Consider the following 25,404-nt stretch of genomic DNA (forward strand, 5'->3'; position numbering starts at 1 on the left):
CGACCCGTCGCGAGGAGACAGATAGCCCATGAGACGTCCGATGCGATCCCGACTCGCCGTGCTCGGCGCCGCCGTCCTGTTCGCCGCCGCCGGCTGCACCTCCACCGCCCCGGACGAGGAGGACGACGGCCCGGCGGGCAGCGGCACCGGCCAGCAGTCGTCCTTCTTCGTCCAGGCTGACTACGACGAGCAGATCGCCCAGCGCGACACCGCGCCGACCGGGCCGGCCGACAAGCCGTGGTTGCAGGCGATCAACCCGCAGCTCACCGACACCGCGAAGTACAAGAAGGCCGGCAAGCACACCATCTGCTTCTCCAACGCCGCCGTGAACAACCCCTGGCGGGTGGTCGGCTGGACCACCATGCAGGCCGAGGCGAAGCTGCACCCGGAGATTGCCGCGCTGACGGCGGTGGACGCCGAGGGCAAGGACGACAAGCAGATCAGCGACATCGACAGCCTGCTGGCCAGCAAGAAGTGCAGTGCGCTGATCGTCTCGCCGAACACCACCGCCGCGCTCACCCCGGCGGTGGAGAAGGCCTGCCAGGCCGGCCTGCCGGTGATCGTCTTCGACCGCGGGGTCAACACCCAGTGCCCGGTCACCTTCATCCACCCGATCGGCGGGTACGCCTTCGGCGCCACCGCCGCCGAGTTCCTCGCCGACAAGGTGAAGAAGGACGGCAAGATCCTCGCCCTGCGCATCCTGCCCGGCGTGGATGTGCTGGAGACCCGCTGGTCGGCCGCGAAGGTGATCTTCGACAAGGCGGACGTGGACGTGGTGGGCGTCGAGTTCACCGACGGCGACGCGGCCAAGGTGAAGACCATCGTGAACGACTACATCGAGCGGTACGGCAGCATCGACGGTGTCTGGATGGACGCCGGCGCCACCTCGGTCGCGGCGGCCGAGGCGTTCGAGGACGCCGGGCAGAAGGTGCCGGTGATCACCGGCGAGGACCAGCAGGACTTCCTGCGGCTCTGGCAGGACAAGAAGCTGACCGCCATCGCCCCGACCTACCCCACCTACCAGTGGCGTACGCCGATCATCGCGGCGCTGGACATCCTGGCCGGCAGGCAGGTACCCAAGGAGTGGGTGCTGCCGCAGCCGACGATCACCCAGGACAACCTGACCCGGTACGTCCTGCCGCAGCTGCCGCCGCTGCACTACGCGCTGTGCGGCTGCGAGACCATGCCCGGCTTCCCGCAGAACTGGGGCGGCAACCAGTGACCCGCGCCGCCGGCGCGCACTCGACAGTGCGCGCCGGCGGTGTCCCCCGTACCGACGAGTGGTGAGGAGCGCGGCGTGCACGCCCTCGGCGCGAACACCTGGATCTGGGTGTCGCCCCTGACCGACGCGCGGCTGGCCGAGCTGGCCCCGCGCATCCGTGACTGGGGCTTCGACACCATCGAGCTGCCCATCGAGTCGCCGGGCGACTGGGACCCGGACCGCACCGCGGACCTGCTGGAACGGCTGTGCCTCGGCGCGACCGTCTGCGCGGTGATGCCGCCCGGGCGCGACCTGGTCACCGACGACGCCGAAGTGGTCGAGCGGACCGGAGACTACCTGCGGTACTGCGTACGGGCGGCGGCCCGGGTGGGCGCGCGGGTGGTGGCCGGGCCGATGTACGCGCCGGTCGGCCGGACCTGGCTGCTCGACGCGGACGCCCGGGCGGCGACCGTGCGCCGCCTGCGGGAGCGACTGACCCCGTTGGCCGGGGAGGCCGCCGCGGCGGGGGTCACCTTCGCCCTGGAGCCGCTGAACCGGTTCGAGACCAGCCTGCTCAACACCGCCGAGCAGACTCTGGAGGCGGTCGACGGCATCGACGGGCTGGGCATAGCCCTGGACACCTTCCACATGAACATCGAGGAACGCGACATCCCGACCGCGATCCGCACCGCCGGGGACCGGCTGGCGCACGTGCAGGTCTGCGCCAACGACCGTGGCGCCCCCGGCAACGACCACCTGGACTGGGCCGGCATCGTCGAGGCGCTGCGCGACGTGGGCTACACCGGGCCGCTGTGCATCGAGTCGTTCACCGCCGAAAATCGCACGATCGCCACGGCGGCCGCCATCTGGCGGCCCCTCGCACCGAGCCAGGACCAGCTCGCCACCGCCGGGTTGGCCTTCTTGAAAGCGTTGCTCGACCGGGCGGGCGCACCGGCCGGGTAAGTCGACAGCAGCGGCGCCGGACCCGTCGGATCCCATTGTGCCGACGGTTCGGCGCATCACGTCCAGAAATGGCGCGACGCATTCTGCGAATTCACATTCTCTGCATATTACGTTGACACTCGTCAATGCTACGTGGAGGGTGACGGCAGAGCAGGAGGTGGCGCCGGCCGGCGGCCGACCCCACCGGCGAGCGCGGGGGAAACCCCATTCGGCGGCGGTCGCGAGCCCTCCGCCCGGCCAGCCGGGCGGCCATTCCGCACTCGAAGGAAGGGAGCCGGCATGCGCCGCCGACACCTCGTTCTTGGCGCCCTGTCCGTACTGCTGATGTCCCTGCTGGTGGCACCGGCCGGCCCGGCCGCCGCCGCGGCCCCGTTCCGCGCGTTGCTGTTCACCGAGACGGCCGGATACCGGCACGACTCCATTCCCGACGGCATCGCGATGTTCAACGACCTCGCCGCGCAGAACGGTTTCACCGTGGTGCAGTCCGAGGACTCCACCGTCTTCAACGCCGCGAACCTGGCCACCTTCGACGTGGTGGTGATGTTCCAGACCTCCGGCATGGTGTGGGACAACGACGCCCAACGCCAGGCGTTGCAGAACTACGTCGCCGCGGGCGGCGGGATCGCCGCCATCCACAACGCCACCGACATGGGCATCGAAGGCTCCTTCCCGTGGTGGGACGACCTGGTCAACGCCGGCGCGCACATGCCCGAGCACTCCCCCGGCGTGCTGGCCGGCACCGCGCACGTCGCCGACAAGGCCCACCCGTCCACCAGTGGACTGCCGGACCGGTGGCAGCGCAGCGAGGAGTGGTACAACTTCGACAAGAACCCGCGCGGGGACGTGCACGTGCTGGTCACCGCGGACGAGCACACCTACACCCCGGGCGGCGCCGCGATGGGCGCCGACCACCCCATCTCCTGGTGCCGGCAGGTCGGTGGGGCGCGGGTGTGGACCACCGCGATGGGCCACGCCAAGGGCTCCTACGCCGAGCCGTTCTTCCGCCAGCACGTCCTCGGTGGCGTGCAGTGGGCCGCCGGAGTCGCCGCCGGTGACTGCGGCGGCACGGTCTGGGGCAACTTCGAGAAGGTGTCGCTGGACCAGAACACCGTCGACCCGATGGCCGTCGACGTGGCCGCCGACGGGCGGGTCTTCTACGTCCAGCGCGCCGGGCAGGTCAAGGTCTTCAAGCCATCCACCAGCAGCACCGTTACCGCCGCCACCCTGCCGGTCTACACCGGCGGCGAGGACGGCCTGGTCGGGATGGCGCTCGACCCGAACTTCGCCACCAACGGTTGGGTCTACCTGTACCACTCACCGCAGGCCAGCCCGACCGACGTCAACCGGCTGTCGCGCTTCACGGTCACCGGCGACACGCTCGACCTGGGCAGCGAGAAGGTGCTGCTGGACGTGCCGGCGTACCGGGACCGCAGCTTCCCCGAGCCGGGGCACACCGGGGGCTACCTGGCCTTCGGCCCCGGAGGCAACCTCTACCTGTCCACCGGCGACGACAGCCCACCGAACTACGACCCGGCGTGGCAGGGCTACGCGCCGCTGGACTGGCGGCCGGGCAAGAGCTTCCTCGACGCGGCCCGCTCCGCCGGCAACACCAACGACCTGCGCGGCAAACTGCTGCGCATCCACCCCGAGCCGGGTGGGACGTACACCGTGCCGAGCGGGAACCTGTTCGCTCCGGGCACCGCGAAGACCCGGGCGGAGATCTACGCGATGGGCTTCCGCAACCCGTTCCGGTTCTCCGTCGACCCGGCGACCGGCTGGGTCAACCTGGCCGACTACGGGCCGGACCGCGGCGGGCCGACCACCGACCGCGGCCCGGAGGGGCTGGTCGAGCTGAACGTGATCAAGCAGGCCGGGAACTTCGGCTGGCCGTTCTGCCACGGCAACAACCAGCCGTACGCGCCGTACAACCCGGACACCGGCGTGGTGGGCGCAAAGTTCAACTGCGCCAGCCCGGTGAACAACTCCCCCAACAACACCGGCCTGACCACGCTACCGGCGCTGGTGCAGCCGCAGATCTGGTACGGCTACGGCGCGTCGCCCCAGTTCCCGGAGGTGGGCTCCGGTGGGGCCGCGCCGATGGGCGGGCCGGTCTACCGCTACGACGCCGCCAACCCCTCGCCGACGAAGTTCCCCGCGTACTACAACGGGGTGCACTTCTTCTACGAGTGGTCCCGCAACTACGTCAAGGAGATCCACTTCGACAGCGCCGGGTCGCTCGTGAAGATCAACCCGTTCCTGCCCGGCGGCAACTTCGTTAAGCCGATGGACATGCGCTTCGGGCGGGACGGCTCGCTCTACCTGCTGGAGTGGGGCTCCAACTTCGGCGGCGGCAACAACGACTCCGGGCTCTACCGGATCGACTACGTCAGCGGTGGCCGCGCGCCGGTGGCGAAGGCGACCGGCACCCCGACCAACGGCAGGGCGCCGCTGACGGTGCAGTTCTCCAGCGCCGGCTCCGCCGACCCGGATCCGGGCAACACCATCACCTACGCCTGGGACTTCGACGGCAACGGCAGCACCGACTCGACCGCCGCCAACCCGTCGTACACGTACACCGGCAACGGCGTCTTCACCGCGCGGCTGACGGTGCGGGACAACACCGGGCGCAGCGCCTTCGCCAACGTGCCGATCACCGTCGGGAACACCGCGCCGACGGTGCGGATCACCGGTCCGCCCAGCGGCGGGATGCTCGACTTCGGTCAGCAGGTGGCGTACACGGTGACCGTCACCGACCCGGAGGACACCTCGACCGACTGTACGAAGGTCCTGGTCAACCCGGCGTTGGGCCACGACGACCACGAACACGGCACCACCGACTACGCGGGCTGCTCGGGCACCATCGCCACCGACCTGCTCGGCGGGCACCCCGACGGCGCCAACCTGTACTACGTGCTCAACGCCCGCTACCAGGACAAGGGAGCGGGGACCGTGCCCGCGCTCACCGGGTACGGCCGGGCGATCCTGCAACCCAAGCACAAGCAGGCCGAGTTCTTCACCGGCCAGTCCGGGGTGCGGGTGGTCGAGCAGGCCGGCGCCGAGAGCGGCAAGCGGGTCGGCGACATCAGCAACGGCGACTGGATCATGTTCGATCCGATCAGCCTGCAGGGCATCACCACGGTCGGCCTGCGGGTCTCCTCGCCGTACGGTGGTGGCTCGGTCGAGCTGCGCGCCGACTCGCCGACCGGGCAGCTGCTCGCCACCCAGGCGGTGCCGAACACCGGCGGCTGGGACGTCTACCAGCAGCAGCCCGCGGTGAACGTGGCCGCGCTCGCCGGCACCCACAAGCTCTATGTGGTCTTCCGGTCCAGCCAGAGCAACTCCTTCGACCTGGACGCGATGACCTTCGGTGGGGCCGGGGTAGGCACCACGCCGGCCGGCGGGATCGCCGGGAAGACGTACACCCTCACCGCCCAGCACAGCGGCAAGCTCGCCGACGTCAACGGGGTGTCCACCGCCGACGGCGCCGTCGTGCACCAGTGGACGGCCACCGGCGGCGCCAACCAGAAGTGGCAGGCGGTCGACGCCGGCGGCGGCGCGGTCACCCTGCGGGCCGGGCACAGCGGCAAGTGCCTGGCGGTGACCGGCGGTGCCACCACCGCCGGGGCCCAGGTCGTGCAGCAGACCTGCGGTACGGCCACCAGCCAGCAGTGGCAGGCGACGGTCACCGCCACCGCCGGGGTGTACGAGCTGAAGGCGCGGCACAGCGGGCTCTGCCTCGACGTCAACGGGAACTCCACCGCCGACGGCGCGTTACTCATCCAGTGGACCTGCAACGGCGCGGCCAACCAGCGGTGGCGGCTGACCGTGACGAGCTGACCCGGCGCCGGCCGATTCGGCCGGTAATACCCGGCCGGTGGCGGTGCGAACCGCCGCCGGCCGGGTATCTGGCGGACATGACCGACCTCATCCCGCCCGCCGACGACCGCGAGATCCTGCAGCAGGCGGCCGCCGCGCACACCGCCGCCTCCCGCAACCTGGAGGCGTTCCTGCGCCGGTTGCCGCAGGTGCCCGACCCGGCCGACGTCACCGAGTACGCCAACCTGCTCAGCCGTGAGGAGCGGGCGCGCGGCGACCGGGACGCCGCCGCCGACGCGGCCGGGCTGACCATCGGCAGCCTGGAGCCCGGCCACTACTGACCCGGCCGGTCGATGCGGCGGTGCCGTCCCCGCTCGGGGACGGCACCGCGTCGGGCGTGGCCCTAGCGTTCCACCAGTGGGTCGTGGCCCAGGTCGAGCAGGGAGTGTCGCCACTCGTCGTCGGCGTTGCCGCGCGGTGGTTTGGCGTCCATCAGCTCGCGGATCCGGTCGACCGCCTCCCGCATCACCTCGATGTCCTCCGGGGTGAGGTCGACCTTGCGCTTCGACAACACCTTGAGGATCTCGCGGCCAGGCTGGGGCAGGTCGAGATCAGGGTTCGCCCCGAACGTCTCCTCGCCGGAACCCCGGGTCAGCAGCCACTGGCGCAACTGCTCGGACGGGACGTTGACCTCGGCGTGGAAGTCGTCCCAGAGCACTGCCACCTCGGGTTCGAGCCGAGCTTCGCGTACCATCAGGTCTCCTCTCCGGGCGGCGACCCGGACCTCTCCGGGTCCTCCTGGTCGGTCTTCGGGTGCAGGCCCTCCGGCGGCACCCGCACCCGGGCGGGGTTGGCCGTCGGGGGCGCCAGGATCGGGGCGGGATGGTCGGACTCCTCCGGCGACTCAGCGGGCTCCTCGGGTTCCGGTTCCGGGTCCCGCCCCGCGCGGCTCATCGGGGATGCGAGGTCGTGGCGGGGGTGTAGCCCCGCTCGCCGGCGGCCACGTCGAAGGTGAGCGCTCCGTCGCGGGCGTCCACGGTGACCTTCTGCCCCGGCGAGATCGCCGACTCCAGCAGCATCCGGGACAGGTGGTTGTCCACCTCCCGCTGGATCACCCGGCGCAGCGGCCGGGCGCCGAACTCCGGCTGGTACCCGTGCTCGGCGAGCCAGTCGGTGCCGGCCGTGGTGATCTCCAGCTGGATGTCCTGCGCGTGCATCCGGCGGCGGGTCTCCTCCAGCAGCAGCCCGGTGATCTGGCGCAACTGCTCGGCCTCCAGCCGACGGAAGATGATCACCTCGTCGATGCGGTTGAGGAACTCCGGGCGGAAGTTCTCCTGCAGGCGGCGCATCAGCCGCTCGCGCAGCTCGTCGCTCTCCTGCTCGCTGCCCGGCGCGCCGGTGCCGAACCCGACGCTGCGCTGCGTACCGGTGATCAACTCCGAGCCGAGGTTGCTCGTCATGATCAGTACGGTGTTCTTGAAGTTGACCGTCCGGCCCTGACTGTCGGTCAGCCGGCCGTCGTCGAGCACCTGGAGCAGGATGTTGAACACGTCCGGGTGCGCCTTCTCGATCTCGTCCAGCAGCACCACCGCGTACGGGCGGCGGCGCACCGCCTCGGTGAGTTGGCCGGCCTCCTCGTAGCCGACGTACCCGGGCGGCGCTCCGACGAGCCGGCTGACCGTGTGCCGCTCCTGGAACTCGCTCATGTCCACCCGGACCATCCGGTCGGCCTCGCCGAACAGCGCCTCGGCGAGGGCGCGGGCCAGCTCGGTCTTGCCGACGCCCGTCGGGCCGAGGAACAGGAAGCTGCCCATCGGCCGCTCCGGATCGGCCAGCCCGGTACGGGAGCGCCGGACCGCCTCGGCGACCGCGGTCACCGCGTCGTCCTGGCCGACCACCTTCTCGTGCAGGTAGCCCTCCAGCCGCAGCAGCCGGTCCCGTTCCTCCTCGGTGAGCTGGTTGACCGGGATCCCGGTGGCCCGGGAGACCACCTCGGCGATCTCCTTGGGCCCCACCTCGGGCACCTGCGAGGTGCCGGCCTCGTCGCCGTGCGCGCGACCGATCTGCCCCTCCAACTCGGCGATGCGGTCGCGCAGCGCCGAGGCGCGCTCGTACTGCTCGTCCGCGACGGCCTGCTCCTTGTCCCGGCGTACGTCGTCGAGCTGCTGTTCCAGCTCGCGCACGTCCGAGGCGGGGGTGCGGGTGCGCAACCGGACCCGCGCGCCGGCCTGGTCGATCAGGTCGATCGCCTTGTCCGGCAGGAACCGGTCGGTGACGTACCGGTCGGAGAGTTCCGCGGCCGCGACGAGCGCCTCGTCGCTGAACCGCACCTGGTGGTGCGCCTCGTACCGGTCGCGCAGGCCACGCAGGATGGCCACGGTGTCCTCCACGCTCGGCTCCGGCACCAGCACCGGCTGGAACCGGCGGGCCAACGCGGCGTCCTTCTCGATGCTCTTGCGGTACTCGTCCAGCGTCGTCGCGCCGATCACCCGCAGTTCGCCGCGGGCCAGCGCGGGCTTGAGCATGTTGGACGCGTCCATGCCGCCCTCGCTGCCGGCGCCGCCCGCGCCGACCAGGGTGTGGATCTCGTCCAGGAAGATGATCAGCTCCTCCCGGTGCGCCCGGATCTCCTCGATCACCTTCTTCAGCCGCTCCTCGAAGTCACCCCGGTAGCGGGTGCCGGCGACCAGACCGGCCAGGTCGAGCTGGATGACCCGCTTGCCGAGCAGGGTCTGCGGCACGTCGCCGTCGCAGATCCGCTCGGCGAGCCCCTCCACGATGGCGGTCTTGCCGACGCCGGCCTCACCGATCAGCACCGGGTTGTTCTTGGTGCGGCGGGACAGGATCTCAACGGCCTGCTCGATCTCGTCGGCCCGGCCGATCACCGGGTCGATCTGGTCCATCCGGGCCAGCTCGGTGAGGTCCTGGCCGTACTGGTCGAGGGTGGGCGTGCCACGGTCCGGCCGGGGGCCGGTGCCCGGCCCCCGCTCGGCGTTGGCCGCCTGCAACGACTCGGGTTGGATCCGGCCGGCGGCCAGCATCCGACCGGCCGGCGACTCCGGGTTCAACGGCAGCGCCATCAGGATGTGCTCGGGGCCGATGTAGTTGGCGCCCATCGCGCGCGAGAGCTGGTGCGCGTCGAGCAGCGCGCGCTTCGCCGCCGGGGTCAGCGACAGGTTGGGCGGCACCTCGCCGCGCGGTGCCCCGTCGCCCCGCCCGCCTAGGGCGTTGAGCAGGGTGTCCGGGTCGGCGCCGGCGCGGCGGATCAGGTCCCGCAGCGGCTCGCGTTGCAGCGCCGCCCAGAGCAGGTGGTCGGTGTCGAGGTCGGTGCTCTGTCGCTGGGCCGCGCGGCGGGCCGCGTCGGCCAGCATCTCGCGGGCGTCGGCGGTCATCAGCCGGGTGATGTCGACCCGGTGCGGCGGCCGACGTCCACCCTCGCCCCGGCCGAAGTACCGGGCCAGGAATTCGTCCCACGGGTCGGAGCCGAGGTCACCGGGTCCCATCATGTTTGTCCTCCGCAGTCGGGCGCGGCACGGTCGCCAGGGGCTACCCGGCGCTCGGCCCGACAAACGCCGCGGCACGGCGGTCCGGGCGGCGCGCCGGGGTGGCGCGGGCCGGCGGCGCCCGGCGGTGGCAGTCTGGCGGGATGGATGAGACCCCGCTGCTGATCGTCGACGGAGCCAACGTGGTGGGCTCCCGGCCGGACGGGTGGTGGCGGGACCGGGCCGGGGCCGCCGCCCGGCTGCGCGACGCGCTGGCGCCGGTGGCCGCCGCGGGGCTGCCCGCGCGACTGGCCGCCCCGGTCGAGGTGGTCCTGGTCCTGGAGGGGGCGGCGCGGGACGTGCCGGGGACCGACGAGGTGCGGGTGGTGGCGGCCGCGCGCTCCGGCGACGACGCGATCGTGGAGCTGGTGGCCGACGCGCCGCGGCGCCGCCGGCTGGTGGTCACCGCCGACCGTGAGCTGCGCGAACGCGTCACCGCCCTGGGCGCCGAGGTGTACGGGCCGCGCTGGCTGCGGGAGGTCCCCACCGACCGCGCGGAGTGAGAACCTCTCGCCTCGGGAGTCCCACACAACGGACTCCCGGCGCTTCCGGGCGGCTACCGGAAAGCCGGGCAGGAACACCGACAGGGCGGATGTTCTCCCACCGCCGACGATAGGCTCTAATAAAGACCTCCCCGCCCCAGGAGGTTCCGCCGTGGCGAGCGTCGCCGAGCTGAAGGCTGCCATCGATGTCGCTCTGCAACAGATCGGCGACGGGCAGACAGCCGTGCAGGCGGCCGGCGAGAAGCTGGCCGAGGCGCAGCAGACCCTCGCCGGGGCGCTGGAGGGCAGCGGGCACGAGACGGTGGAGGCGGCCCAGGCGTCACTGACGCAGGCCGGCCAGGAGCTGGAGGAGTGTCTCGCCGCGACACTGATCGCGGTGGAGCAGGCCCAGCTCTACGTCTCCATGCTGTAGGCCGTCGTGTCCATCGTGGAGGACGTCGGGGCACAGGTCCGCGCCGCCAGCGAGGAGTTCCCGCTGGGCCTGCTCGGTCAGGCACTGGAGAAGTTCGGTGTGGCCGCGGAGCGGCTGCGCTGGGTACGGCAGGAGTCGGCCAACCCGATGGGGGTACCGGAGCTCTCCGCCGCCACCGAGCACGCCGAGACCGCCGGGTACGCGCTGCGGGTGGCCCAGGAGCAGCTGTCGGCGTACCTGGCCGCGATCGGGCTGGCCGCCGACGGCGGCGCACCGCCGCCCCGTCCGCAACCGGGCCAACCCCGGCACGACGCCGCGCCGGCCGCCGGGCCGACCGCCGTGGCGCCCGAACCGGCCGCCCAGGTCCGGCTGCGCCGCTGGTGGGCGGTACGGGTGGCCGAGCTGACCGGCGGGAGCGACGGCGGCGCGGACGAGCCCGACGAGCGCCTCGACGACTCCGGCGAGCTGCTGCGCCGGGTGGTGGGCGGCGTGCGCGCCGGCGACCGGGACCGGCTGCGCACCGAGCTGCGCCGCGCCTCCGCCGACGTGGGGCTGGGTCTGGCGGCGCTGGCCCCGCCGTTGCTACGAGAGCTGGCCGGCGAGCTGCTGGGCCATCCACCGCGCGCGGCCGATCTGGGCCGGCTGCGCGGCGAGCTGGACGGGAGGGTCCGCGACCTGCTGCCCGGGCTGCCAGCCCCGGTGCTGGAGACCCTGCTGACCAGGGTCTGCCGCATGCCCCCGCCGCGCGGCTCCGGGGAGCCCGCGCACGCCGCGGACTCCGCGGTGACCGCCGGGGTACTGACCGGCGTGCTGCTGGCCCGGCTGGGTCGGGACCTGCCGGCCAACGGCGGCCGGCCGCCGGCCGACCCCGCCCCGGTCGGCGCCCGGGAGCATCGGCCGGTCCGGGACCAACGGCGGGACTCCGATGGCTGACCGGCGTACGCAGCTCGTGACCCGGGTCCGGGACAGCCTCGCCGAGGCGCTGGGCGCCACCCGTGCCCGGCTGTCCTCCGCGCAGGCCGAGCTGACCGCCGGTCGGGAGCGGTTGGCCCGGGTCCGCGCGGCGGCCGCGGCCGTGCCGGAGCGCGTCGGGGCCCAGAGGGACCGCCGGTTGGCCGAGATCGAGGCCCGGCACGCCGCCCGGATCGCCGAGCTGGCCCGCCGCGCCGCCGACGCCGCGCGCAGGGAGGCGCCCGGGTCCGCGTCCGCCGACTGGCCGGGGTGGACGCCCACCCCGGCGCGGCGCGCGGAACCGCCCGGCGCGCTGCGGGTCGGCACGGTGCGGATCGCCGGCGCCGACCCGGTGCCAGCGCTGGTGCCACTCCTCGACGCCGGGCACGTGCAGCTGACCGGCTCCGACCGCGCCGGCTGCGACGCGGTGGTCGCCGCGCTGCTGCTGCGCGCCGTCGGCCGCGCCGATCCGGGTGCGGTCCGGCTGATCGGGTACGACCCGGAACACCTCGGCGGCGGGTTGGCCGGCTTCGCCCCCCTCGGCACCGCGGGGCTGCTCACCTTCGTCGGCCCCGGCGGGCTGGGCCCGCTGCTCGACGACCTGGTGGAGCAGATCCGCCGGATCAACGAGACGGTGCTGGCCGGCGAGTACGGCTCGCTGCGCGAACTCGCCGCCGCCACGGGCCGCCGGCCCGAGCCGTGGCGGGTCGCGGTGCTGCTCGGTGGCGACGAGCTGAGCCGGCACGAGCGCGGCCAGCTGGAACGGGTGGTCCGCGCCGGAGCGGCCTGCGGGGTGCACCTGGTGGTGCGGGGCGTACCGCTGCCCGACGACCCGACGGTGACCCGGGTGGTGGCCGAGGCGTCCGACGCCCGGATCGGCGGTCCGCCCGGCCTGCCGGTACGGCTGGACCCGCCGCCGCCGGCGGCACTCGTCACCGAGACCTGCCGGGACATCGCCGCCCGGGTGAACGCCGGGCCGCCGCCGACCCCGTTCACCGACCTGCTGCCGCCGCCCGAGCTGATGTGGCGGGAGGACTCGGCCGGTGGGCTGACCGCGCCGATCGGCGAGGGACCGCACGGCCGGCCGGTGCGGGTCACCCTGGGCGACTATCCGCCGCACGCGCTGATCGGCGGGCCGTCCGGCACCGGCAAGACCAACCTGATCTTCGCCTGGATCGGCGCGCTGGCGGCCCGCTACTCCCCCGCCGAGCTGGAGTTCTACCTGCTGGACTTCAAGGAGGGGGTGTCCTTCGCCCGGTTCGCCCAGGGCCGGCGCGACCCGAGCTGGCTGCCGCACATGCGGCTGGTCGGGATCAACGTCAACACCGACCGGGAGTTCGGCCTGGCGCTGCTGCGCTTCCTCGCCGAGGAGCTGCGCCGCCGCGCCGACGCGGCCAAGAAGCACGAGGTGACCAAGCTGGCCGAGCTGCGCGCGGTCGACCCGACCGGGCACTGGCCGCGGATCGTCGCGGTGGTCGACGAGTTCCAGATGCTGCTGGCCGGCCGGGACGTGGTCGCCCGGGAGGCCGCCGACCTGCTGGAGGACCTGGCGCGGCGGGGCCGCTCGCAGGGCATCCACCTGGTGCTCGCCTCGCAGGACGTGCGGGGCATCGAGGCGCTGTGGGGGCGACCCGCGCTGGTCGCCCAGTTCACGCTGCGCATCGCGCTGCCCAAGGCGCTGCGGATCCTCGCCGAGCGCAACGACGCGGCGCAGTCGCTGCCCCGCTGGCACGCGGTGGTCAACGCCGAGTCGGGCATGGCGGAGGGCAACGAGATCGCGCGGATCCCGTCGGCCAGCGACTGGGAGACGTGGAGCGGCCTGCAGCACCGGCTGTGGCGGATGCGCCCGGCCGACGCGGCACCGGCCCGGCTCTTCGACGGCGACGCCGTGCCCCGGCTCGCCGAGGCACCGGACTTCCGGGCGCTCACCGTGCCGGCCGACGGGGCCGCGCCGCGCGGGCCGGTCGCGCTGCTCGGCGAGATCATCGACGTGCAGGCCCGCTCGGCGGCGCTGCGGCTGCCGCGCGCCCCCGGGCGGAACCTTGCCGTGCTCGGCACCCGCGTGGACGAGGCGTGCGCGGTGCTGGACGCGGCGGCCCGCTCGCTGGCCCGCCAGCACCCGCCGGGCACCGCCCGGTTCTCCATCGCCTGCCTGGACCCGGACGCCGACCCGGTGGCCCGCGCCCTCTACGAGGACCTGGCCGACGACGCCGCCTGGTACGACGAGGAGACCGTGGGCGAGCTGATGGCCGAGACGGCGGACGGGTTGGCCGCTCCGGGCGGCGCGCACTACCTGCTGCTGTTCGCGGTCGACGCGGCGGCCGGCGCGTTGGCGGCGCGGGCGGGCCGGCGTACCGGGCTGGAGCAGCTGCGCCGCATCCTGCACGACGGGCCGGAGCGGCGTACCCACGTGCTGGCCTGGTGGCGGGGGGTGGCCCGGATGCGCGCGGACCTGGGCGGGCCGGCCGCCCGCACTGACCACATCGGCGCGTGGGTGGCGCTCGACGCGCACGGCGGTGAACTGGGCTCGTCGCTCTACCCGGGCACCGGCGGCCCGGACTGGTACCCCCGCCCGTGGCGCGGGCTCTTCTTTGACCGGGCGGTGCACCGCACCGGACAGGTCATCATCCCGTATGGACTGTCGCGATGAACGAACCGGTGGCCAGTGAGACGTACGCGGCGCAGGTGCGGCGATTGGCCGACCTGACCGCACGGGTGGCAGAGCAGCGGGCCGAGGCGCACACCTGGTACGACCGGCAGTGCGCGGCGGCCGACCGGGCGGTGGCCGACGCCGTCGAGCAGCTGCACCGGGCCGAGGAGGAACTGGTCGCGGCACGGGAGCAGCAGGAACGGGTGGACGCCGAGGTGGCGCACCTGTGGCAGCAGCTACGCGCCCGGCTCGGCGGCGGCCGACGGCTCGGCGGCCCACCGGCGCCAGCGGGCAACGGGTCGATCGATCCCGTGCTGCCCCTGGCGCGGGCCCGCGACCTGCTCGATCGCACCGGGCAGCCGGGCGAGCTGCCCGGGTCGGTGAACCCGCTGCTGGCGCTCTGCGGGGTGGCCGGCGCTGTGCTGGCGTACGCCCTGGGGGCCGGCGCCCGCGCGCTGGGCGTCGGCTACGGCGGCGACCTGGCAGTCGGGTTGCCGGTGCTGGCGCTGATGGTGACGCTGCTCGGACCACTGATCGGGCTGGTACCGGCGCGGGTGCTGGCCGACCGCCGGCACGCGGTGCTCGGGCCCCGGCCGATCACCGTGGTGCTCGGCACCGGCCTGCTGACCACCGTCCTGCTGCTGGTGCTCGGCCGCTGACCCGGCGCAACGGCGCCGGTCCGTCCTTCGCCAGGCACCGTCGACCCGCGGTGTCCGTCACCCGATCGGTCGAAACGGGACGCCGGTGGCCACGGCGTCCGCGCCAGATAGCACGTCGTCAATAGCGCAATCAGAAGCTTTCCGACCTTTTCAGGTGATGAGCATCCAGCCGGAATGGGGTACCCTTGCCCAACCGTTGACACTGCGCCGCTCAGAAGCGTGAGGCATCAGCGAATGATGGTCCCTCGGGTCGAGACAGATTCTGCAATGCGCCGGCGTGGTGTTCTTCGCGGGTCGGAACGGACCGCCGACGCGATTATGCGGGCGAAATGCGTCCTCTTGGATGTCGACGAGAAACTCAACGGTGGGCCGGACGACGAATTCCGCGAGCAGGTCAACAGCTTTATCAGTCGCGGGATTCTGGCCTTCGGCACCGCGCTTCTGGCCAACGCCGGACATAGCGACGACCCCACAGCATCGTGCACCGTGCTCCGGCTCCCCACCGCCGCCCGGTCGGTCGACCTGGCGACGTTCGCCCACGTGTCATACGACGCCTTGAGCAGAGCCGTCGGCACTGGCTACGACCTGTCCGAACTCGACCGGCCGGACGTGGCGCTCGGTGCGCTGAACGCCACGCTGGACGGCATCAACGACCAGTTGGTTGCCCGCGAACGACGCCCCGTGGCCAGCATGGCCACGCTCCGCGTCGATCACCCCCGGATACGGGATTTCATCCGCGCCAAACGGGACGTGGATTTCGCCGGGTGGCGGCTCAACCTGTCTGTGTTCGTCACGGAAGCACTCTTCGTCGCTGCCGCGCAGGGCAGATCCTTTCCCCTCGTCGACCAGCACGACCGCCGCGTCGCATCGGTGGATGCCGCCCAACTGATCGACGAGATCGCGGAGAATGCCCATCACTGCGGTGAGCCGGGCATCCTGTTCAAGGACCGGATCGACACCGACAATCCGACTCCGCAATGGCCGTACCTCAGCACCGCCCCGTGTGCGGAGGTGGCTATGGCCGAGGGAGAAGCCTGTCACTTCGGCTACGTCAACGTCGCCGCGATGGCGCGCGAGGGGCGGCTGGACACCGCGCTCTTCATGACCGCCGTCCGGGTGGTCACCAGGATCCTCGACGCGGCGGTCGAGATGACCGTCCAGCATGCGGACGACGGCCTCTTCGCCCTTGTCGGCACGAAGCGTCGTATCGGGGTCGGCCTCACCGGCTTCGCGGACCTGTTGATCAGCTTGCGGATCAGCTACGACAGCCCCGAGGCGGTAGCACTCGCTCGCGCCCTCGCCGAGATGGCCGACTTCGCGTCGAAAGCCGAGTCGGTCCTCCTGGCCCAGCAGCGCGGGCCGTTTCCCGCCTTCAGGGAGAGCCGCTATCAGGATCCCGCATGGTTGCGCCGCAAGGTGAAGCGTTCCTCCGGAGCCGTCCCGGCGGAGGAGTGGGAGGCGCTGTTCGAGGCGGCGGGCCAACACGGCCTACGCCATGCGACGACGACCGCCATGCCTCCGGCGGAGACGCCCAGCGCCATCGTCGGTTCGTCGACCAGCCTCGAACCGCATCTGTCCCTGCTCGACCCCACCGGGCACTTTCCGCCGGCAGCCCGGGCCGAACTCGTCCGGCAGTTCGGCCTCGCGACGGTCCTGCGGTTTGAAAGTGACCTGGGCGGTGCGGACCAGGCCGTGGCCGGCGTCGCAGGCCTTCCGCCCTACCTGCGCAGCGCGGGTCACATCTCTCCCCGGGCCCACCTCGCGGTTCAGGGCGGGTTCCAGTCCTTTCTCGACGAGTCGCTGTCCAAGACGGTGAATCTGCCGCAGAGCGCCACGGTGGCCGACGTCCGCGACCTGCTGTGGATGTCCTACGAGGCAGAGCTCAAGGGACTGGCCGTCTTCCGCGACAACTGCCTGACGTCTCGGCCCTCACATGGCTGACTTGGTCGCCTTCGGGCCGAGCCTCGTCGACATCGCCGCCAGGTTGCCGCAGGACCGGTTCGACTCCTGCGGGCTGCTGCTGGGGGCGACGGCGGGAGAGTGGCGTCGGATCCACGACTACGGGACGGTCCGGCTGCTCATCAGGGAGCTGACCGGACGAGACATCCCCCTTGGAGCAGAGCTGCCGACGCTGCTCGCACGCCTGGGGCTTGCCGTGACAGCCGGGTCTTCCACCCTCGGCATGCTGAGCGCCATGCCAGCCGAGGTGCGCCGCTCGTCCACGTACGTCTCCTCGGTCGGGTGCACCGAGGGCGTGCTGGATTCCTTCTCCCGGTTCTTCATATCGTCGTTGGAGGCAGCGCAGGTCCAGCATCGCTATTTCCTGGCGGAGGGACGCAATCCGATCGGATTCGTCCTCAGCAGCAGCACCAACCCCGAGAAGATGCTGGCGATGTATCCGGGGGTGGCCGAGAGGTTCGACGGCTTCGACCTGACCGGCCTCTCGCCGCAGCTCATCCTGTTGGACACCTACGAACTGCTCGGTGGGGAGCTCAGCCAGTTCCTGCACCAGTGCATCTCCCGGACGGTCACTCCCATCGCTCTATCCCTGGGTAACCGCCACCTCCTGCACGGCCACCTCCGGCGGCAACTGCGGCGCTACGTCTCGGCGCGGCGGCTGACGATCCTGTGCGGAAACGCGGAGGAGTACGAGGCACTCTTCCCCGAAGTCGACCCGGCGTTGTGCAGGCCCTCCGGATTTCGCCACCACCCGATCCGGCAAGTGGTGCCGTTCGCCTTGATGACCTTCGGCACCCAGGGCCTGGCGTGTCACTGGGATGGGCACTACGTTTTTGCCGACGCGGTCCCGATCGCCCCCTCGCAGATCGTGAACACCTCGGGCGCCGGCGACACCGCGGCCGGTGTGTTCTGTTCCGGCGTGCTTCGTGGCGACCCACCACAGCAGACCCTCGACACGGCCGCTGAGCTTTCGGCGCACGTTCTGCAAGTTCACAGCAGCCGGATCCTTGCCGCGTGAAGCGGTGTACGTCTGACCCTGGGGAGCCGGTGATGGAAAGCGCGGTACGACAGATAATGAGCTCTCTGCACCGCCGAGTCGAGATCGCGGCACGGGTGGCACGACTCGGCCTCCCGGACTGCTGGATCGGAGCCGGCTTCGTCCGCAACGCGGTATGGGACGCCCTCCATCACCACCCCCGCCCCACACCGCTCAATGACGTGGACGTCGTCTACTACGACCGGGCGGACACGAGCTACGCGAGTGAGGCCGCGCATGCCGCACTCGTCCAACGCGATTTTCCACACGAGCGGTTCTCGTTCCGCAACCAGGCCCGGATGCACCGACGGAACGGGCACGAGCCGTACCTCTCATCGGCTGACGCCATCTCCCGGTGGACTGAAACCTGCACGACCGTGGCCGTCGCCTGGACGGGCTCGTCCTTCGACGTCCTTGCTCCCCACGGACTCGACGATCTCTTCGCGCTCATTGTCCGCCCCACGTCCGCGGACGCCGACATGGTCAAACTCGTCGCGCGCCGGGTTGAGGAGAAGGGGTGGCTGTCCACGTGGCCGCTCCTCCGGCTCGAAGCGCCCCTGAGCAGCCAGGACGTGGCCTGAGAAAGTAGGACTTCGGTGGGCACCTTGGCTGTGGTGATACTGGTCGCCAGCCTCGTTCTGGGCTACTTGAAGAGGGAGGACGAGTACGTTCTCGGGGTGGCGATGGCCTTCGCCGGATATGCCATCACCGTCGTGGTCACCCGGCTCGCCGGCGTGCGGAACGGGCTCTTCTGGCCCGCATTCCTCGCCCGCACCCTCTACCGTTATCGGGAGGTTCGCGTCTCCATCGCGTATTTGATCGGCATTTCCGTGGGTGGCGAGCAGCTCCTGATCCGCGGGCACCGCATCACGACGCAGTTCCAGCCGGTCGGCGGGGTGTTCAAGGTTCACCTGAGCGAGGCCGAACTGTCCCGGCGCTTCAACGCGAGGACCGATTCGCGCTTCACTCCCGATGAAAAGAGTTCGGGGGATCTCCGACTCCGGCTCCCCGGCAGGGATGTTTCGGAGCTGCTGCGGTGGTTCGACTCGAAGAAGGACCGGGAGTTGTTCCCATGGCGGGAGTTCTACGAGGAACTCGTGGGTACGAAGATCCTCAACCCTGCGGACTTTCCCTACTTCGACTGCACGTTCCTGGGCGTCCGCCATCTTCCGCTCAGGTTCGACAGGTATTCGCAGTGTCCTCAGCTGATCGTCGCCGAGGTGTACGAACTGCGCCCCACACCTGCCCAGGTCACCGCGCTTCAGGCGTTGCGTGATTCAGTCAGAGCCGGTGGGAATCCGGACATCTACTTCGCCAACCACGAGGAGATCAATCGCGGTGGCATCGTGTCCGGCTCCCGCACCACGTTCGACATCTCTCCGACGACCCGGTGGCTGATCAGCAGTTAGGCACGATGTTGCCGGAGGCGCCCGGCGAGCGCGGGCTCCGGTAGGTCCAGTCAGGTCGGCACAACTACCGCCTCGCGGAGCAGCCGACGGGCCAGGGTGATCCGGTCGGCGTCGTCGGGCAGCCCGGGCAGGTCCCCGACCCGCGTGACCGCGCCGGTGAGCAGCGCGCGGACCGCCGGCCCGCAGTCGGCCGGCAGGGTGATGGTGCGGTCGAACAGCCGCAGCGCCACCGTGTCCGGCCCGTGCGGGACAAGCTGCCAGCGCAGGCCCGGGCGCAGGGCCAGCCGCGTGTCGGCGTCCAGCGTGGCCAGTGCGTTGGCCTGGGCCAGCGGACGGATCGGCGCTGGGCGGGCGGCCGGCCAGGCCCGTTGCCGTAGCCGGGCCGCGACGGCGGCCGGGTCGGCGCGCAGCAGCCAGTCCCGCAGCGCCTCGACCGTCTCGGTCAGTTCCGGTTCGATGGCGTCCGGGTCGGCGACGTCGGTGCCGAAGGGCAGGCTGGCGCGCAGCCGGCGGTCCTCGGCGGCCAGCGCGAGCAGCTCCTCGACCAGGGCGTAGCGGGTCAGCGCGCGGATGCCCACGGTCAGGTGCAGTGAGCTGGCCTCCTGCGCCTGCGCGCTGTGCAGCCAGCCTCTGGGCAGGTAGAGGGCGTCGCCGGGGGCGAGCACCACGTCCAGCGCGGCGGGGCCCTGGGCGGTGGCGGACACCTCGTCGGCGCGTCCGCCCCAGGTCTGCTTCTCCAGCGGGTCGGGCAGCAGCGGCGGGTGGATGCGCCAGTGCTTGCGGCCGTCCACCTGGAGCACGAAGACGTCGTGGGTGTCGTAGTGGGTGGCGAAGCCCTGGTTGCCGGCCGGCGTGAGGTAGGCGTTGACCTGCAACGGCTGGCCGAGCGCGAGACCCAGGTCGCGGGCGAAGTCGACAAGTGGCGGCCAGAGCCGGTGCAGACCCTGTAACACCAGGGTGGCGCCGCCGGCGTACTGCTCCAGGACCCGTTCGTCGAGCACCTGGTCACCGATCTCGGCGCCGGCGCCGCCGCCGCCGGTCCAGCGCGCCGCCGGCACGAGCTGACCGTCCTTGGCGATGCGCAGGAACGGGGTACGCAGGCCGCGCCGGCTGAGCAGCTCGTCGGCGTCGGCGGGGCTGAACAGGTCGGTGAAGCCGGGCGGGTCGGGCAGTTCGGCGGCGCGCGACAGCAGCGGGGTGTGCCCCCAGTGCGCGGCGGCGAACTTGGCCGGCTCGACCGAGACGCAGCGCGCCAGCGCCGCGGCGCCGGTCGCGGACGGAACCGCCGGGCGGCCGTGGCCGCCCGGCGGATCGAGGTGCGTCACGACGGTGCCGCTACCGGGCGCTGCCGTCGGCGCCGCCGTCCTGGTGACCCGGGGTGGCACCGCCGTCGGCGGGGCCCTCCGCGCCACCGTCGGCGCCACCGTCCTGCTGGCCCGGCGTCGCACCACCGTCGGCCGGACCCTCGGCGCCCCGGTCGGCGCCCTGGTCGGCGCCCCGCTCGGCACCGCGGTCGGCGCCACCGTCGGCGCCGCCGTCCTGGTGGCCCGGGGTCGCACCGCCGTCGGCCGGGCCCTCCAGGCCGCCGCCGCCCGTGGTCTGCATGTCGTCGTCGTTGAGTGCCATCGGTACTCCCTCGGGTGTGCCGCCCCGCCGTACGCCGGGGTCCGTCGTGCAGCGGGTGGTACCCCACGCGCGATCTTCTCTAACCCACACCGTAGACGCCGAATCGGGACGGCACGGGCGGTTCGCGAGGGCTCGACCAAGGCTGGTGGTGAGGCGGCGCGGGCGGGGACGCACCCCGGTCGGGCCGTTGGGCGGCGGCCCGCGCTGCTGAGCGTGCCGGCGGCACCGGTGCCAGGATGGAGCGGTGACGCGGACGGTGACGAGGTGGCCCGACGGGAGGTCGCGGTGATCCTGGTGGGCACCTCCGGCTGGCAGTACCGGGACTGGCGGGGCCGGTTCTATCCGGAGCGGCTGCCGCAGCGGCTCTGGTTGGAGCACTTCGCCGCGGGGTTCGCGACCGTGGAGGTCAACAACGCCTTCTACCGGCTGCCGGAGCGGGACACCTTCGCCGCCTGGCGGGCGCGTACCCCCGGGGATTTCTGCGTGGCGGTGAAGATGAGCCGCTACCTGACCCACATCAAGCGCCTGCGTGACCCGGCGGAGCCGGTGGCGCGGTTCCTCGGCCGGGCCACCGCGCTCGGCGACCGGCTCGGCCCGGTGCTGCTGCAACTGCCGCCCAACCTGCGCGCCGACGTCGACGCGCTGGACGCGACGCTGCGCCTCTTCCCGGCCGACGTGCGGGTGGCGGTCGAGCCGCGGCACCCGTCGTGGTGGACCGACGCCACCCGGGCGGTGCTGGAGCGCCGACGGGCGGCGCTGGTCTGGGCGGACCGGCTGGGGCGGCCGGTGGCGCCCCGGTGGCGTACCACCGACTTCGGCTACCTGCGGCTGCACGAGGGGCGGGCGCGGCCCTGGCCGCGGTACGGCCGCACCGCGCTGGGCTCCTGGGTGCGCCGGCTGGCCGACTCCTTCGGCCCGGACGAGCCGGCGTACGTCTACTTCAACAACGACCCGGGCGGTGCCGCCATCGTGGACGCGATCACCTTCGCCGGGCTGGCCCGCCGGGCCGGCCATCCGGTGTCCCGGGTGCCGACCGGTGGGGACACCTCCGGTGCCGGGCCGGTCGGCGCGGACGCGCCCGGCGGCTGACGCGGGACGTGCCGCCAGCCACCGGGCTCGGACGTCAGGGCAGCATCTTCGCCAGGTCGCTGGGCATGGTCTCCTTGACGTCCTGCCACTCGCCCTGGGTCACGTGCCGACGCAGGGTGTCGAGCACCACCTGCGCCACCTTCTCCGGACCGCCCTCCACGTCGTACGGGAAGCCCTGGCGGACCTCGTACAGGAAGTCGTCGCGGTTGAGCTTGATCGGCACGTTCGAGGGGTTCCAGCCGTCGAAGTAGATCCCTCGGACCAGCACCGGCAACTGCTGCGCGAACTCCACGCTCTCCTGCACCGGCATCCGGTCGCGCAGCAGGTGCAGCACCGTACGCAACGCCGCGTACGACTGGTTGCGCTGGTCCTTCGGCCACCCGTAGGCGTTCTCGATGTCCTTGAGGATGAGGTTGGTCTTGTCCAACGAGGACTCGAACGCCGAAATCAAGGTGTCAGCCATCGGTCGACCCTCCCTCCTGAAATTCCCACCGTCGCTCGTCGTCGCGCCGCGGCGGGCCCACCGGGCCGCGTCGGGCCCGTACCGGAGTGCCCTGCGGTGTTCGTCGCCCACCGTCGGCCGTGCCGACCACGTGCAGGACGGCGCCACGCCGTCGATCCGCCACCAACCGAACCGCCATTGGTGTCACCTCCGTGTCGTCACCGGCGACGACCGCGTCCGCGGCCGCACGCTCCTGCCACCCTGCCGGGCAGATGGGTGACGTGGCCCCACCCGAACCGGGTGAACTGTCGGCGCCCACAGCCTGGCCGCTCTCGTCACCCGACGCGACGCGCAGTAGGCCCGTTCACCCCTCCAGGAGCGCCTGCAACTGCTGCCCGTTGCGCTGCGCGTAGTCGCGGTAGCAGTTGTTCATGAGGACGTGCGTCCGCTCGGCGGAGTCGGCCAGTTCGCGCAGCTTCGGCGCCCAGTCGGCCAGTTCCTTCTCCGAGTAGCGGTAGCCGAACTTCTCGTGGATGTCCTTGCTGGTCCACTTGTCGCTGTGCCCGTGGAAGCGCACCACCGCGAGGTCCGCGGTGGCGGCCAGGATCGGCGGCAGCGACGATCGGTGCCCCTGCGGCATGTCCACGCCCACGTACGGCAGCCGGTGCTGGCGTAGGAAGGCCAGCGTCTCGTCGGCGTTGGCGCCGTCGAACCAGGAGGCGTGCCGGAACTCGTACACCGGCCGCAGCGGCGCGCAGCGCTTCGCCACCTCCAGCAGGTACTGCTTGTTGTCCCGCTTGATGGTGAACCAGGGCGGGAACTGGAACAGCAGCGCACCCAACTTGCCCGCCTCGACCAGCGGGTCCAGGGCGGACAGGAAGCGCGTCCACACCTCCTCGTACGCCTGCGCGGGCAGGTCGTCGGGGTAGATGTTCTTCTTCTCGGTGTCCGGCCGCAGGTCCTTGTAGAGGGCACCGACCCGGGTGGGGTGGCCGGTGAGCAGGCTGAACGCCTTGACGTTGAAGGTGAACCCGGCCGGGGTGCGCTCGGCCCAGAGCCGCGCGGTCGCCTCGGCCGGCGGCGCGTAGTAGGTGGCGTCCACCTCGACCAGCGGGAACTTCCTGGCGTAGTACGCCAGCCGCTTCTCCGGGTTGTCGGCGGTCTGCGGGTACCAGCCCGAGTCGAGCAGTGTGCGGTCGGTCCAGGACGCGGTCCCCACCAGGATGTCACCCATGGGTGGAGTCCATCGCGTCGCGGACCGACCGGCAACCGCTGGCGTCGGTCAGGCGGCCCGACGCTCCCGGGTCTGCTTGCACGTCACGCAGGTCGTGGCGGAGGGGAAGATCTCCAGCCGCTCCACCGGGATGGCCGCCGAGCAGCCCTCGCACCAGCCGTAGGTGCCCTCGTCCAGCCGGCTCAGGGCGTGCTCGTACTGGGCGCGGCGGTCGAGGATCGTCCGCAGCAGCGACTGCGCGGTGTCCCGTTCCGCCGTCTTGGTGCCGCTGTCGGCCTGGTCGTCACCGGCGGTGTCGCCCACCTCGACGAGCCGCAGCACCTGGCTTTGCAGCACGGCCTGCTCGTACTCCGCCGACAGCTCGTCGTAGCGCGCCTGGAGGGAGAGCCGGATCTGGTCGGTCTCCGCCTGGGGACGGCCCGTGCCGACCGTGTCTTGGACGAGCATCGCTGCCTGCCTTTCCTGGGCCTCAGGTCAACCGGGGTGCCGGTGGCACCGGCCCCGGTCACGGTCGCGTCTGGTGCGCGGGCGGTCACCCGCGCTCTGTGAGCCGGGCGAGTACCCACCGGGAGAGTCGATCAAACCGGGGAATTTTCCGGTGCCCGCTCAGCCGGCCGGATCGGGCTCCACGAGCGCGGGGCGGCGGCGGTCGTCGGCCCGCACCACCACGTCGGCGAAGCTGGCCGGCGCGACCTCCTCGGCGTAGCGGTCGAAGGCCGGCAGGGTCCACTCTTGCCCCGGGTCGGTGCGCCGGCGCAACGCCGCCGGGGAGAGCTCCACGTGGACGCTGACGTCGAAGGGCAGCCCGCCGCCGAGCAGCAGCGCGCCGCTGACCAGCACCACGCCACCGGTCGGCAGGTCGACGTGACGAGCCCGGCTGGCCCGGTCGGCGGCGGCGTCCCACAGCGAGGGCAGCAGCAGCCCGGAGCCGCCGCGACCGGCCGGGTCGAGGACCTCGCGGCGCAGCCCGGCCTCGTCCACCCAGCCCTCGTAGTAGGAGTCGGGGTTGGTGCGTCCGTGCTCGAAGCGCAGCGACGCGGGCCGCAGGAAGTCGGCGGCGCGTACGTGCAGCACCGGACGGCCCGCGGCGCGCAGCGGGTCGACGAGCGCGGCGGCCAGCTCGTCCGGGCCGGCGGCGGGCGCGCCGTCCACCCCCACCCGCAACCGCCCGCCGTCGGCGCCGGCCCGGGCGGCGCCGTCGGCCAGCCGACCGGTCAGTTCGGTGACGAGGAGTTCGGGGGTGATGGGTCGGATCCGCACCGGACCATCCTGCCCCGCCGCGATCTCGTCGGCGGGTCAGCCGGTGCGGTCAATGGTGACGCGGGCGTCGTCGGCGAGGCGGTAGCCCACTCCGTAGACGGTGGTGACGAGTGGGACGTCCACGCCGACCTTGCCGCGCAGCCGGCGGACGTGCACGTCGACGGTGCGGACGCCGGCGTGCTCGTAGCCCCACACGGCGTTGAGCAGTTGCAGCCGGGTGAACACCCGCCGGGGGTGGGCGACCAGGTGCAGCAGCAGGTCGAACTCCAGTCGGGTCAGCGGCAGCGGCTCGCCGTCGCGCAGCACCGACCGGGACGACGCGAGGATGTGCAGAGCGGGGATGGTGGGGCTCAGCGCCCGTGCCGGCGTACGGCCGGCCGGCACCGGGTCGGGGCGGCGTTCGGCGGGGACGGTGGTGGCGACGACCGCCTCGCCGCGCTCCAGCATCTCGCGGGCGGCCTCGAGGAGGCGGCGGGCCGGCGGGGTCAGCGACTCCTCACACGCCAACGGGATGGAGAGCGTCACGGTGAACACGGCGGTGGCGGTGTTCGCCGGGCGGCGCTGGCCGCCTGGGGGTCGACCGGGGACCGCGGGTTGGGACGTATGCCATCCGGCGCGCGACGAGGCGGGGCTGACCGACATGGTCCTCCTT

The 25,404-nt window shown here is 72.4% G+C and carries 24 protein-coding genes; 14 read left to right on the top strand and 10 right to left on the bottom strand.

The window, feature by feature from the left end; translation table 11 throughout:
- Positions 1 to 28 precede the first annotated feature (28 nt).
- The 4 genes from ACFOW4_RS12090 to ACFOW4_RS12105 all read left to right on the top strand — a co-directional run bounded on the left by ACFOW4_RS12090 (position 29) and on the right by ACFOW4_RS12105 (position 6,321).
- Complete coding sequence (locus tag ACFOW4_RS12090; protein ID WP_377527123.1) at positions 29 to 1,222, top strand: ABC transporter substrate-binding protein; 1,194 nt, start codon at positions 29 to 31, stop codon at positions 1,220 to 1,222.
- Between the two features lie 75 nt (positions 1,223 to 1,297).
- Complete coding sequence (locus ACFOW4_RS12095) at positions 1,298 to 2,164, top strand: sugar phosphate isomerase/epimerase family protein (RefSeq protein ID WP_377527125.1); 867 nt, start codon at positions 1,298 to 1,300, stop codon at positions 2,162 to 2,164.
- 279 nt (positions 2,165 to 2,443) lie between these two features.
- Positions 2,444 to 6,001, top strand: a complete 3,558-nt coding sequence (locus ACFOW4_RS12100; protein WP_377527126.1) for a ThuA domain-containing protein — start codon at positions 2,444 to 2,446, stop codon at positions 5,999 to 6,001.
- A 77-nt stretch (positions 6,002 to 6,078) separates the two neighbouring features.
- Positions 6,079 to 6,321: a hypothetical protein gene (locus tag ACFOW4_RS12105; protein ID WP_377527128.1), complete on the top strand. Its 243-nt coding sequence runs from the start codon at positions 6,079 to 6,081 to the stop codon at positions 6,319 to 6,321.
- Positions 6,322 to 6,383: 62 nt separating this feature from the next.
- On the opposite strand, the gene ACFOW4_RS12110 is transcribed toward ACFOW4_RS12105, so the two are convergent.
- The 3 genes from ACFOW4_RS12110 to ACFOW4_RS12120 are packed head-to-tail and all read right to left on the bottom strand — an operon-like array spanning position 6,384 to position 9,486.
- Entirely contained in the window at positions 6,384 to 6,734 is a 351-nt protein-coding gene (locus tag ACFOW4_RS12110) for a DUF3140 domain-containing protein (RefSeq protein ID WP_377527130.1), read from the bottom strand.
- Positions 6,734 to 6,934, bottom strand: coding sequence for a hypothetical protein (locus ACFOW4_RS12115; RefSeq protein WP_377527132.1), 201 nt, complete (start codon positions 6,932 to 6,934; stop codon positions 6,734 to 6,736). The genes ACFOW4_RS12110 and ACFOW4_RS12115 overlap by 1 nt, the downstream gene beginning before the upstream one ends.
- A complete protein-coding gene (locus ACFOW4_RS12120; RefSeq protein ID WP_377527133.1) occupies positions 6,931 to 9,486 on the bottom strand; it encodes an ATP-dependent Clp protease ATP-binding subunit in 2,556 nt (851 codons plus the stop codon). The genes ACFOW4_RS12115 and ACFOW4_RS12120 overlap by 4 nt, the downstream gene beginning before the upstream one ends.
- 140 nt (positions 9,487 to 9,626) lie before the next feature.
- Here ACFOW4_RS12120 and ACFOW4_RS12125 point away from each other — a divergent pair, with 140 nt between their 5' ends.
- The 9 genes from ACFOW4_RS12125 to ACFOW4_RS12165 all read left to right on the top strand — a co-directional run bounded on the left by ACFOW4_RS12125 (position 9,627) and on the right by ACFOW4_RS12165 (position 19,101).
- Positions 9,627 to 10,025, top strand: coding sequence for a hypothetical protein (locus ACFOW4_RS12125; RefSeq protein WP_377527135.1), 399 nt, complete (start codon positions 9,627 to 9,629; stop codon positions 10,023 to 10,025).
- Positions 10,026 to 10,176: 151 nt separating this feature from the next.
- A complete protein-coding gene (locus ACFOW4_RS12130; RefSeq protein WP_377527137.1) occupies positions 10,177 to 10,437 on the top strand; it encodes a hypothetical protein in 261 nt (86 codons plus the stop codon).
- A 6-nt stretch (positions 10,438 to 10,443) separates the two neighbouring features.
- Positions 10,444 to 11,370: a hypothetical protein gene (locus tag ACFOW4_RS12135; RefSeq protein WP_377527139.1), complete on the top strand. Its 927-nt coding sequence runs from the start codon at positions 10,444 to 10,446 to the stop codon at positions 11,368 to 11,370.
- Positions 11,363 to 14,038, top strand: a complete 2,676-nt coding sequence (locus tag ACFOW4_RS12140; RefSeq protein WP_377527141.1) for an FtsK/SpoIIIE domain-containing protein — start codon at positions 11,363 to 11,365, stop codon at positions 14,036 to 14,038. Before ACFOW4_RS12135 ends, ACFOW4_RS12140 begins: the two co-directional genes overlap by 8 nt.
- Entirely contained in the window at positions 14,035 to 14,697 is a 663-nt protein-coding gene (locus tag ACFOW4_RS12145) for a hypothetical protein (RefSeq protein ID WP_377527142.1), read from the top strand. Before ACFOW4_RS12140 ends, ACFOW4_RS12145 begins: the two co-directional genes overlap by 4 nt.
- 339 nt (positions 14,698 to 15,036) lie before the next feature.
- Entirely contained in the window at positions 15,037 to 16,638 is a 1,602-nt protein-coding gene (locus tag ACFOW4_RS12150; protein WP_377527144.1) for a hypothetical protein, read from the top strand.
- Positions 16,631 to 17,674 (top strand): carbohydrate kinase family protein, encoded by a 1,044-nt coding sequence (locus ACFOW4_RS12155; RefSeq protein WP_377527146.1) that lies wholly within the window; start codon positions 16,631 to 16,633, stop codon positions 17,672 to 17,674. Before ACFOW4_RS12150 ends, ACFOW4_RS12155 begins: the two co-directional genes overlap by 8 nt.
- A 32-nt stretch (positions 17,675 to 17,706) precedes the next feature.
- Complete coding sequence (locus ACFOW4_RS12160; RefSeq protein WP_377527149.1) at positions 17,707 to 18,273, top strand: nucleotidyltransferase family protein; 567 nt, start codon at positions 17,707 to 17,709, stop codon at positions 18,271 to 18,273.
- Between the two features lie 15 nt (positions 18,274 to 18,288).
- Positions 18,289 to 19,101, top strand: coding sequence for a hypothetical protein (locus tag ACFOW4_RS12165; RefSeq protein ID WP_377527151.1), 813 nt, complete (start codon positions 18,289 to 18,291; stop codon positions 19,099 to 19,101).
- Positions 19,102 to 19,151: 50 nt separating this feature from the next.
- Here ACFOW4_RS12165 and ACFOW4_RS12170 read toward each other — a convergent pair whose 3' ends face one another.
- Together ACFOW4_RS12170 and ACFOW4_RS12175 are read right to left on the bottom strand one after the other, a co-directional pair.
- Positions 19,152 to 20,426: a cupin domain-containing protein gene (locus ACFOW4_RS12170; RefSeq protein WP_377527152.1), complete on the bottom strand. Its 1,275-nt coding sequence runs from the start codon at positions 20,424 to 20,426 to the stop codon at positions 19,152 to 19,154.
- Positions 20,427 to 20,436: 10 nt separating this feature from the next.
- Complete coding sequence (locus ACFOW4_RS12175; protein WP_377527155.1) at positions 20,437 to 20,727, bottom strand: hypothetical protein; 291 nt, start codon at positions 20,725 to 20,727, stop codon at positions 20,437 to 20,439.
- Positions 20,728 to 20,991: 264 nt separating this feature from the next.
- On the opposite strand from ACFOW4_RS12175, the gene ACFOW4_RS12180 reads away from it, so the two are divergent.
- Positions 20,992 to 21,816, top strand: coding sequence for a DUF72 domain-containing protein (locus ACFOW4_RS12180; RefSeq protein ID WP_377527157.1), 825 nt, complete (start codon positions 20,992 to 20,994; stop codon positions 21,814 to 21,816).
- 34 nt (positions 21,817 to 21,850) lie between these two features.
- Here ACFOW4_RS12180 and ACFOW4_RS12185 read toward each other — a convergent pair whose 3' ends face one another.
- The 5 genes from ACFOW4_RS12185 to ACFOW4_RS12205 all read right to left on the bottom strand — a co-directional run bounded on the left by ACFOW4_RS12185 (position 21,851) and on the right by ACFOW4_RS12205 (position 25,394).
- The gene (locus ACFOW4_RS12185; RefSeq protein ID WP_377527159.1) at positions 21,851 to 22,279 is read right to left on the bottom strand and encodes a DUF2267 domain-containing protein; all 429 of its coding nucleotides are present in this window, start codon (positions 22,277 to 22,279) and stop codon (positions 21,851 to 21,853) included.
- Positions 22,280 to 22,622: 343 nt separating this feature from the next.
- On the bottom strand, positions 22,623 to 23,492 hold the full coding sequence (locus ACFOW4_RS12190) for a DUF72 domain-containing protein (protein ID WP_377527161.1): 870 nt from the start codon (positions 23,490 to 23,492) through the stop codon (positions 22,623 to 22,625).
- Positions 23,493 to 23,540: 48 nt separating this feature from the next.
- Positions 23,541 to 23,939: a TraR/DksA family transcriptional regulator gene (locus tag ACFOW4_RS12195; RefSeq protein WP_377527162.1), complete on the bottom strand. Its 399-nt coding sequence runs from the start codon at positions 23,937 to 23,939 to the stop codon at positions 23,541 to 23,543.
- Positions 23,940 to 24,098: 159 nt separating this feature from the next.
- Positions 24,099 to 24,752, bottom strand: coding sequence for a uridine kinase (locus tag ACFOW4_RS12200; protein ID WP_377527164.1), 654 nt, complete (start codon positions 24,750 to 24,752; stop codon positions 24,099 to 24,101).
- Between the two features lie 36 nt (positions 24,753 to 24,788).
- Entirely contained in the window at positions 24,789 to 25,394 is a 606-nt protein-coding gene (locus ACFOW4_RS12205) for a winged helix-turn-helix domain-containing protein (protein WP_377527166.1), read from the bottom strand.
- Positions 25,395 to 25,404 lie beyond the last annotated feature (10 nt).

It is taken from the genome of Micromonospora sp. GCM10011542 (genome assembly GCF_042650685.1).
Taxonomy (GTDB): Bacteria; Actinomycetota; Actinomycetes; order Mycobacteriales; family Micromonosporaceae; genus Micromonospora.

Coding starts and splice junctions, on each gene's coding strand:
- ACFOW4_RS12110 (WP_377527130.1), bottom strand. CDS start 6,734: ATGGTACGCGAAGCTCGGCTCGAACCCGAGGTGGCAGTGCTCTGGGAC.
- ACFOW4_RS12105 (WP_377527128.1), top strand. CDS start 6,079: ATGACCGACCTCATCCCGCCCGCCGACGACCGCGAGATCCTGCAGCAG.
- ACFOW4_RS12125 (WP_377527135.1), top strand. CDS start 9,627: ATGGATGAGACCCCGCTGCTGATCGTCGACGGAGCCAACGTGGTGGGC.
- ACFOW4_RS12140 (WP_377527141.1), top strand. CDS start 11,363: ATGGCTGACCGGCGTACGCAGCTCGTGACCCGGGTCCGGGACAGCCTC.
- ACFOW4_RS12120 (WP_377527133.1), bottom strand. CDS start 9,486: ATGATGGGACCCGGTGACCTCGGCTCCGACCCGTGGGACGAATTCCTG.
- ACFOW4_RS12190 (WP_377527161.1), bottom strand. CDS start 23,492: ATGGGTGACATCCTGGTGGGGACCGCGTCCTGGACCGACCGCACACTG.
- ACFOW4_RS12160 (WP_377527149.1), top strand. CDS start 17,707: ATGGAAAGCGCGGTACGACAGATAATGAGCTCTCTGCACCGCCGAGTC.
- ACFOW4_RS12185 (WP_377527159.1), bottom strand. CDS start 22,279: ATGGCTGACACCTTGATTTCGGCGTTCGAGTCCTCGTTGGACAAGACC.
- ACFOW4_RS12090 (WP_377527123.1), top strand. CDS start 29: ATGAGACGTCCGATGCGATCCCGACTCGCCGTGCTCGGCGCCGCCGTC.
- ACFOW4_RS12100 (WP_377527126.1), top strand. CDS start 2,444: ATGCGCCGCCGACACCTCGTTCTTGGCGCCCTGTCCGTACTGCTGATG.
- ACFOW4_RS12155 (WP_377527146.1), top strand. CDS start 16,631: ATGGCTGACTTGGTCGCCTTCGGGCCGAGCCTCGTCGACATCGCCGCC.
- ACFOW4_RS12115 (WP_377527132.1), bottom strand. CDS start 6,934: ATGAGCCGCGCGGGGCGGGACCCGGAACCGGAACCCGAGGAGCCCGCT.
- ACFOW4_RS12175 (WP_377527155.1), bottom strand. CDS start 20,727: ATGGCACTCAACGACGACGACATGCAGACCACGGGCGGCGGCGGCCTG.
- ACFOW4_RS12205 (WP_377527166.1), bottom strand. CDS start 25,394: ATGTCGGTCAGCCCCGCCTCGTCGCGCGCCGGATGGCATACGTCCCAA.
- ACFOW4_RS12145 (WP_377527142.1), top strand. CDS start 14,035: ATGAACGAACCGGTGGCCAGTGAGACGTACGCGGCGCAGGTGCGGCGA.
- ACFOW4_RS12195 (WP_377527162.1), bottom strand. CDS start 23,939: ATGCTCGTCCAAGACACGGTCGGCACGGGCCGTCCCCAGGCGGAGACC.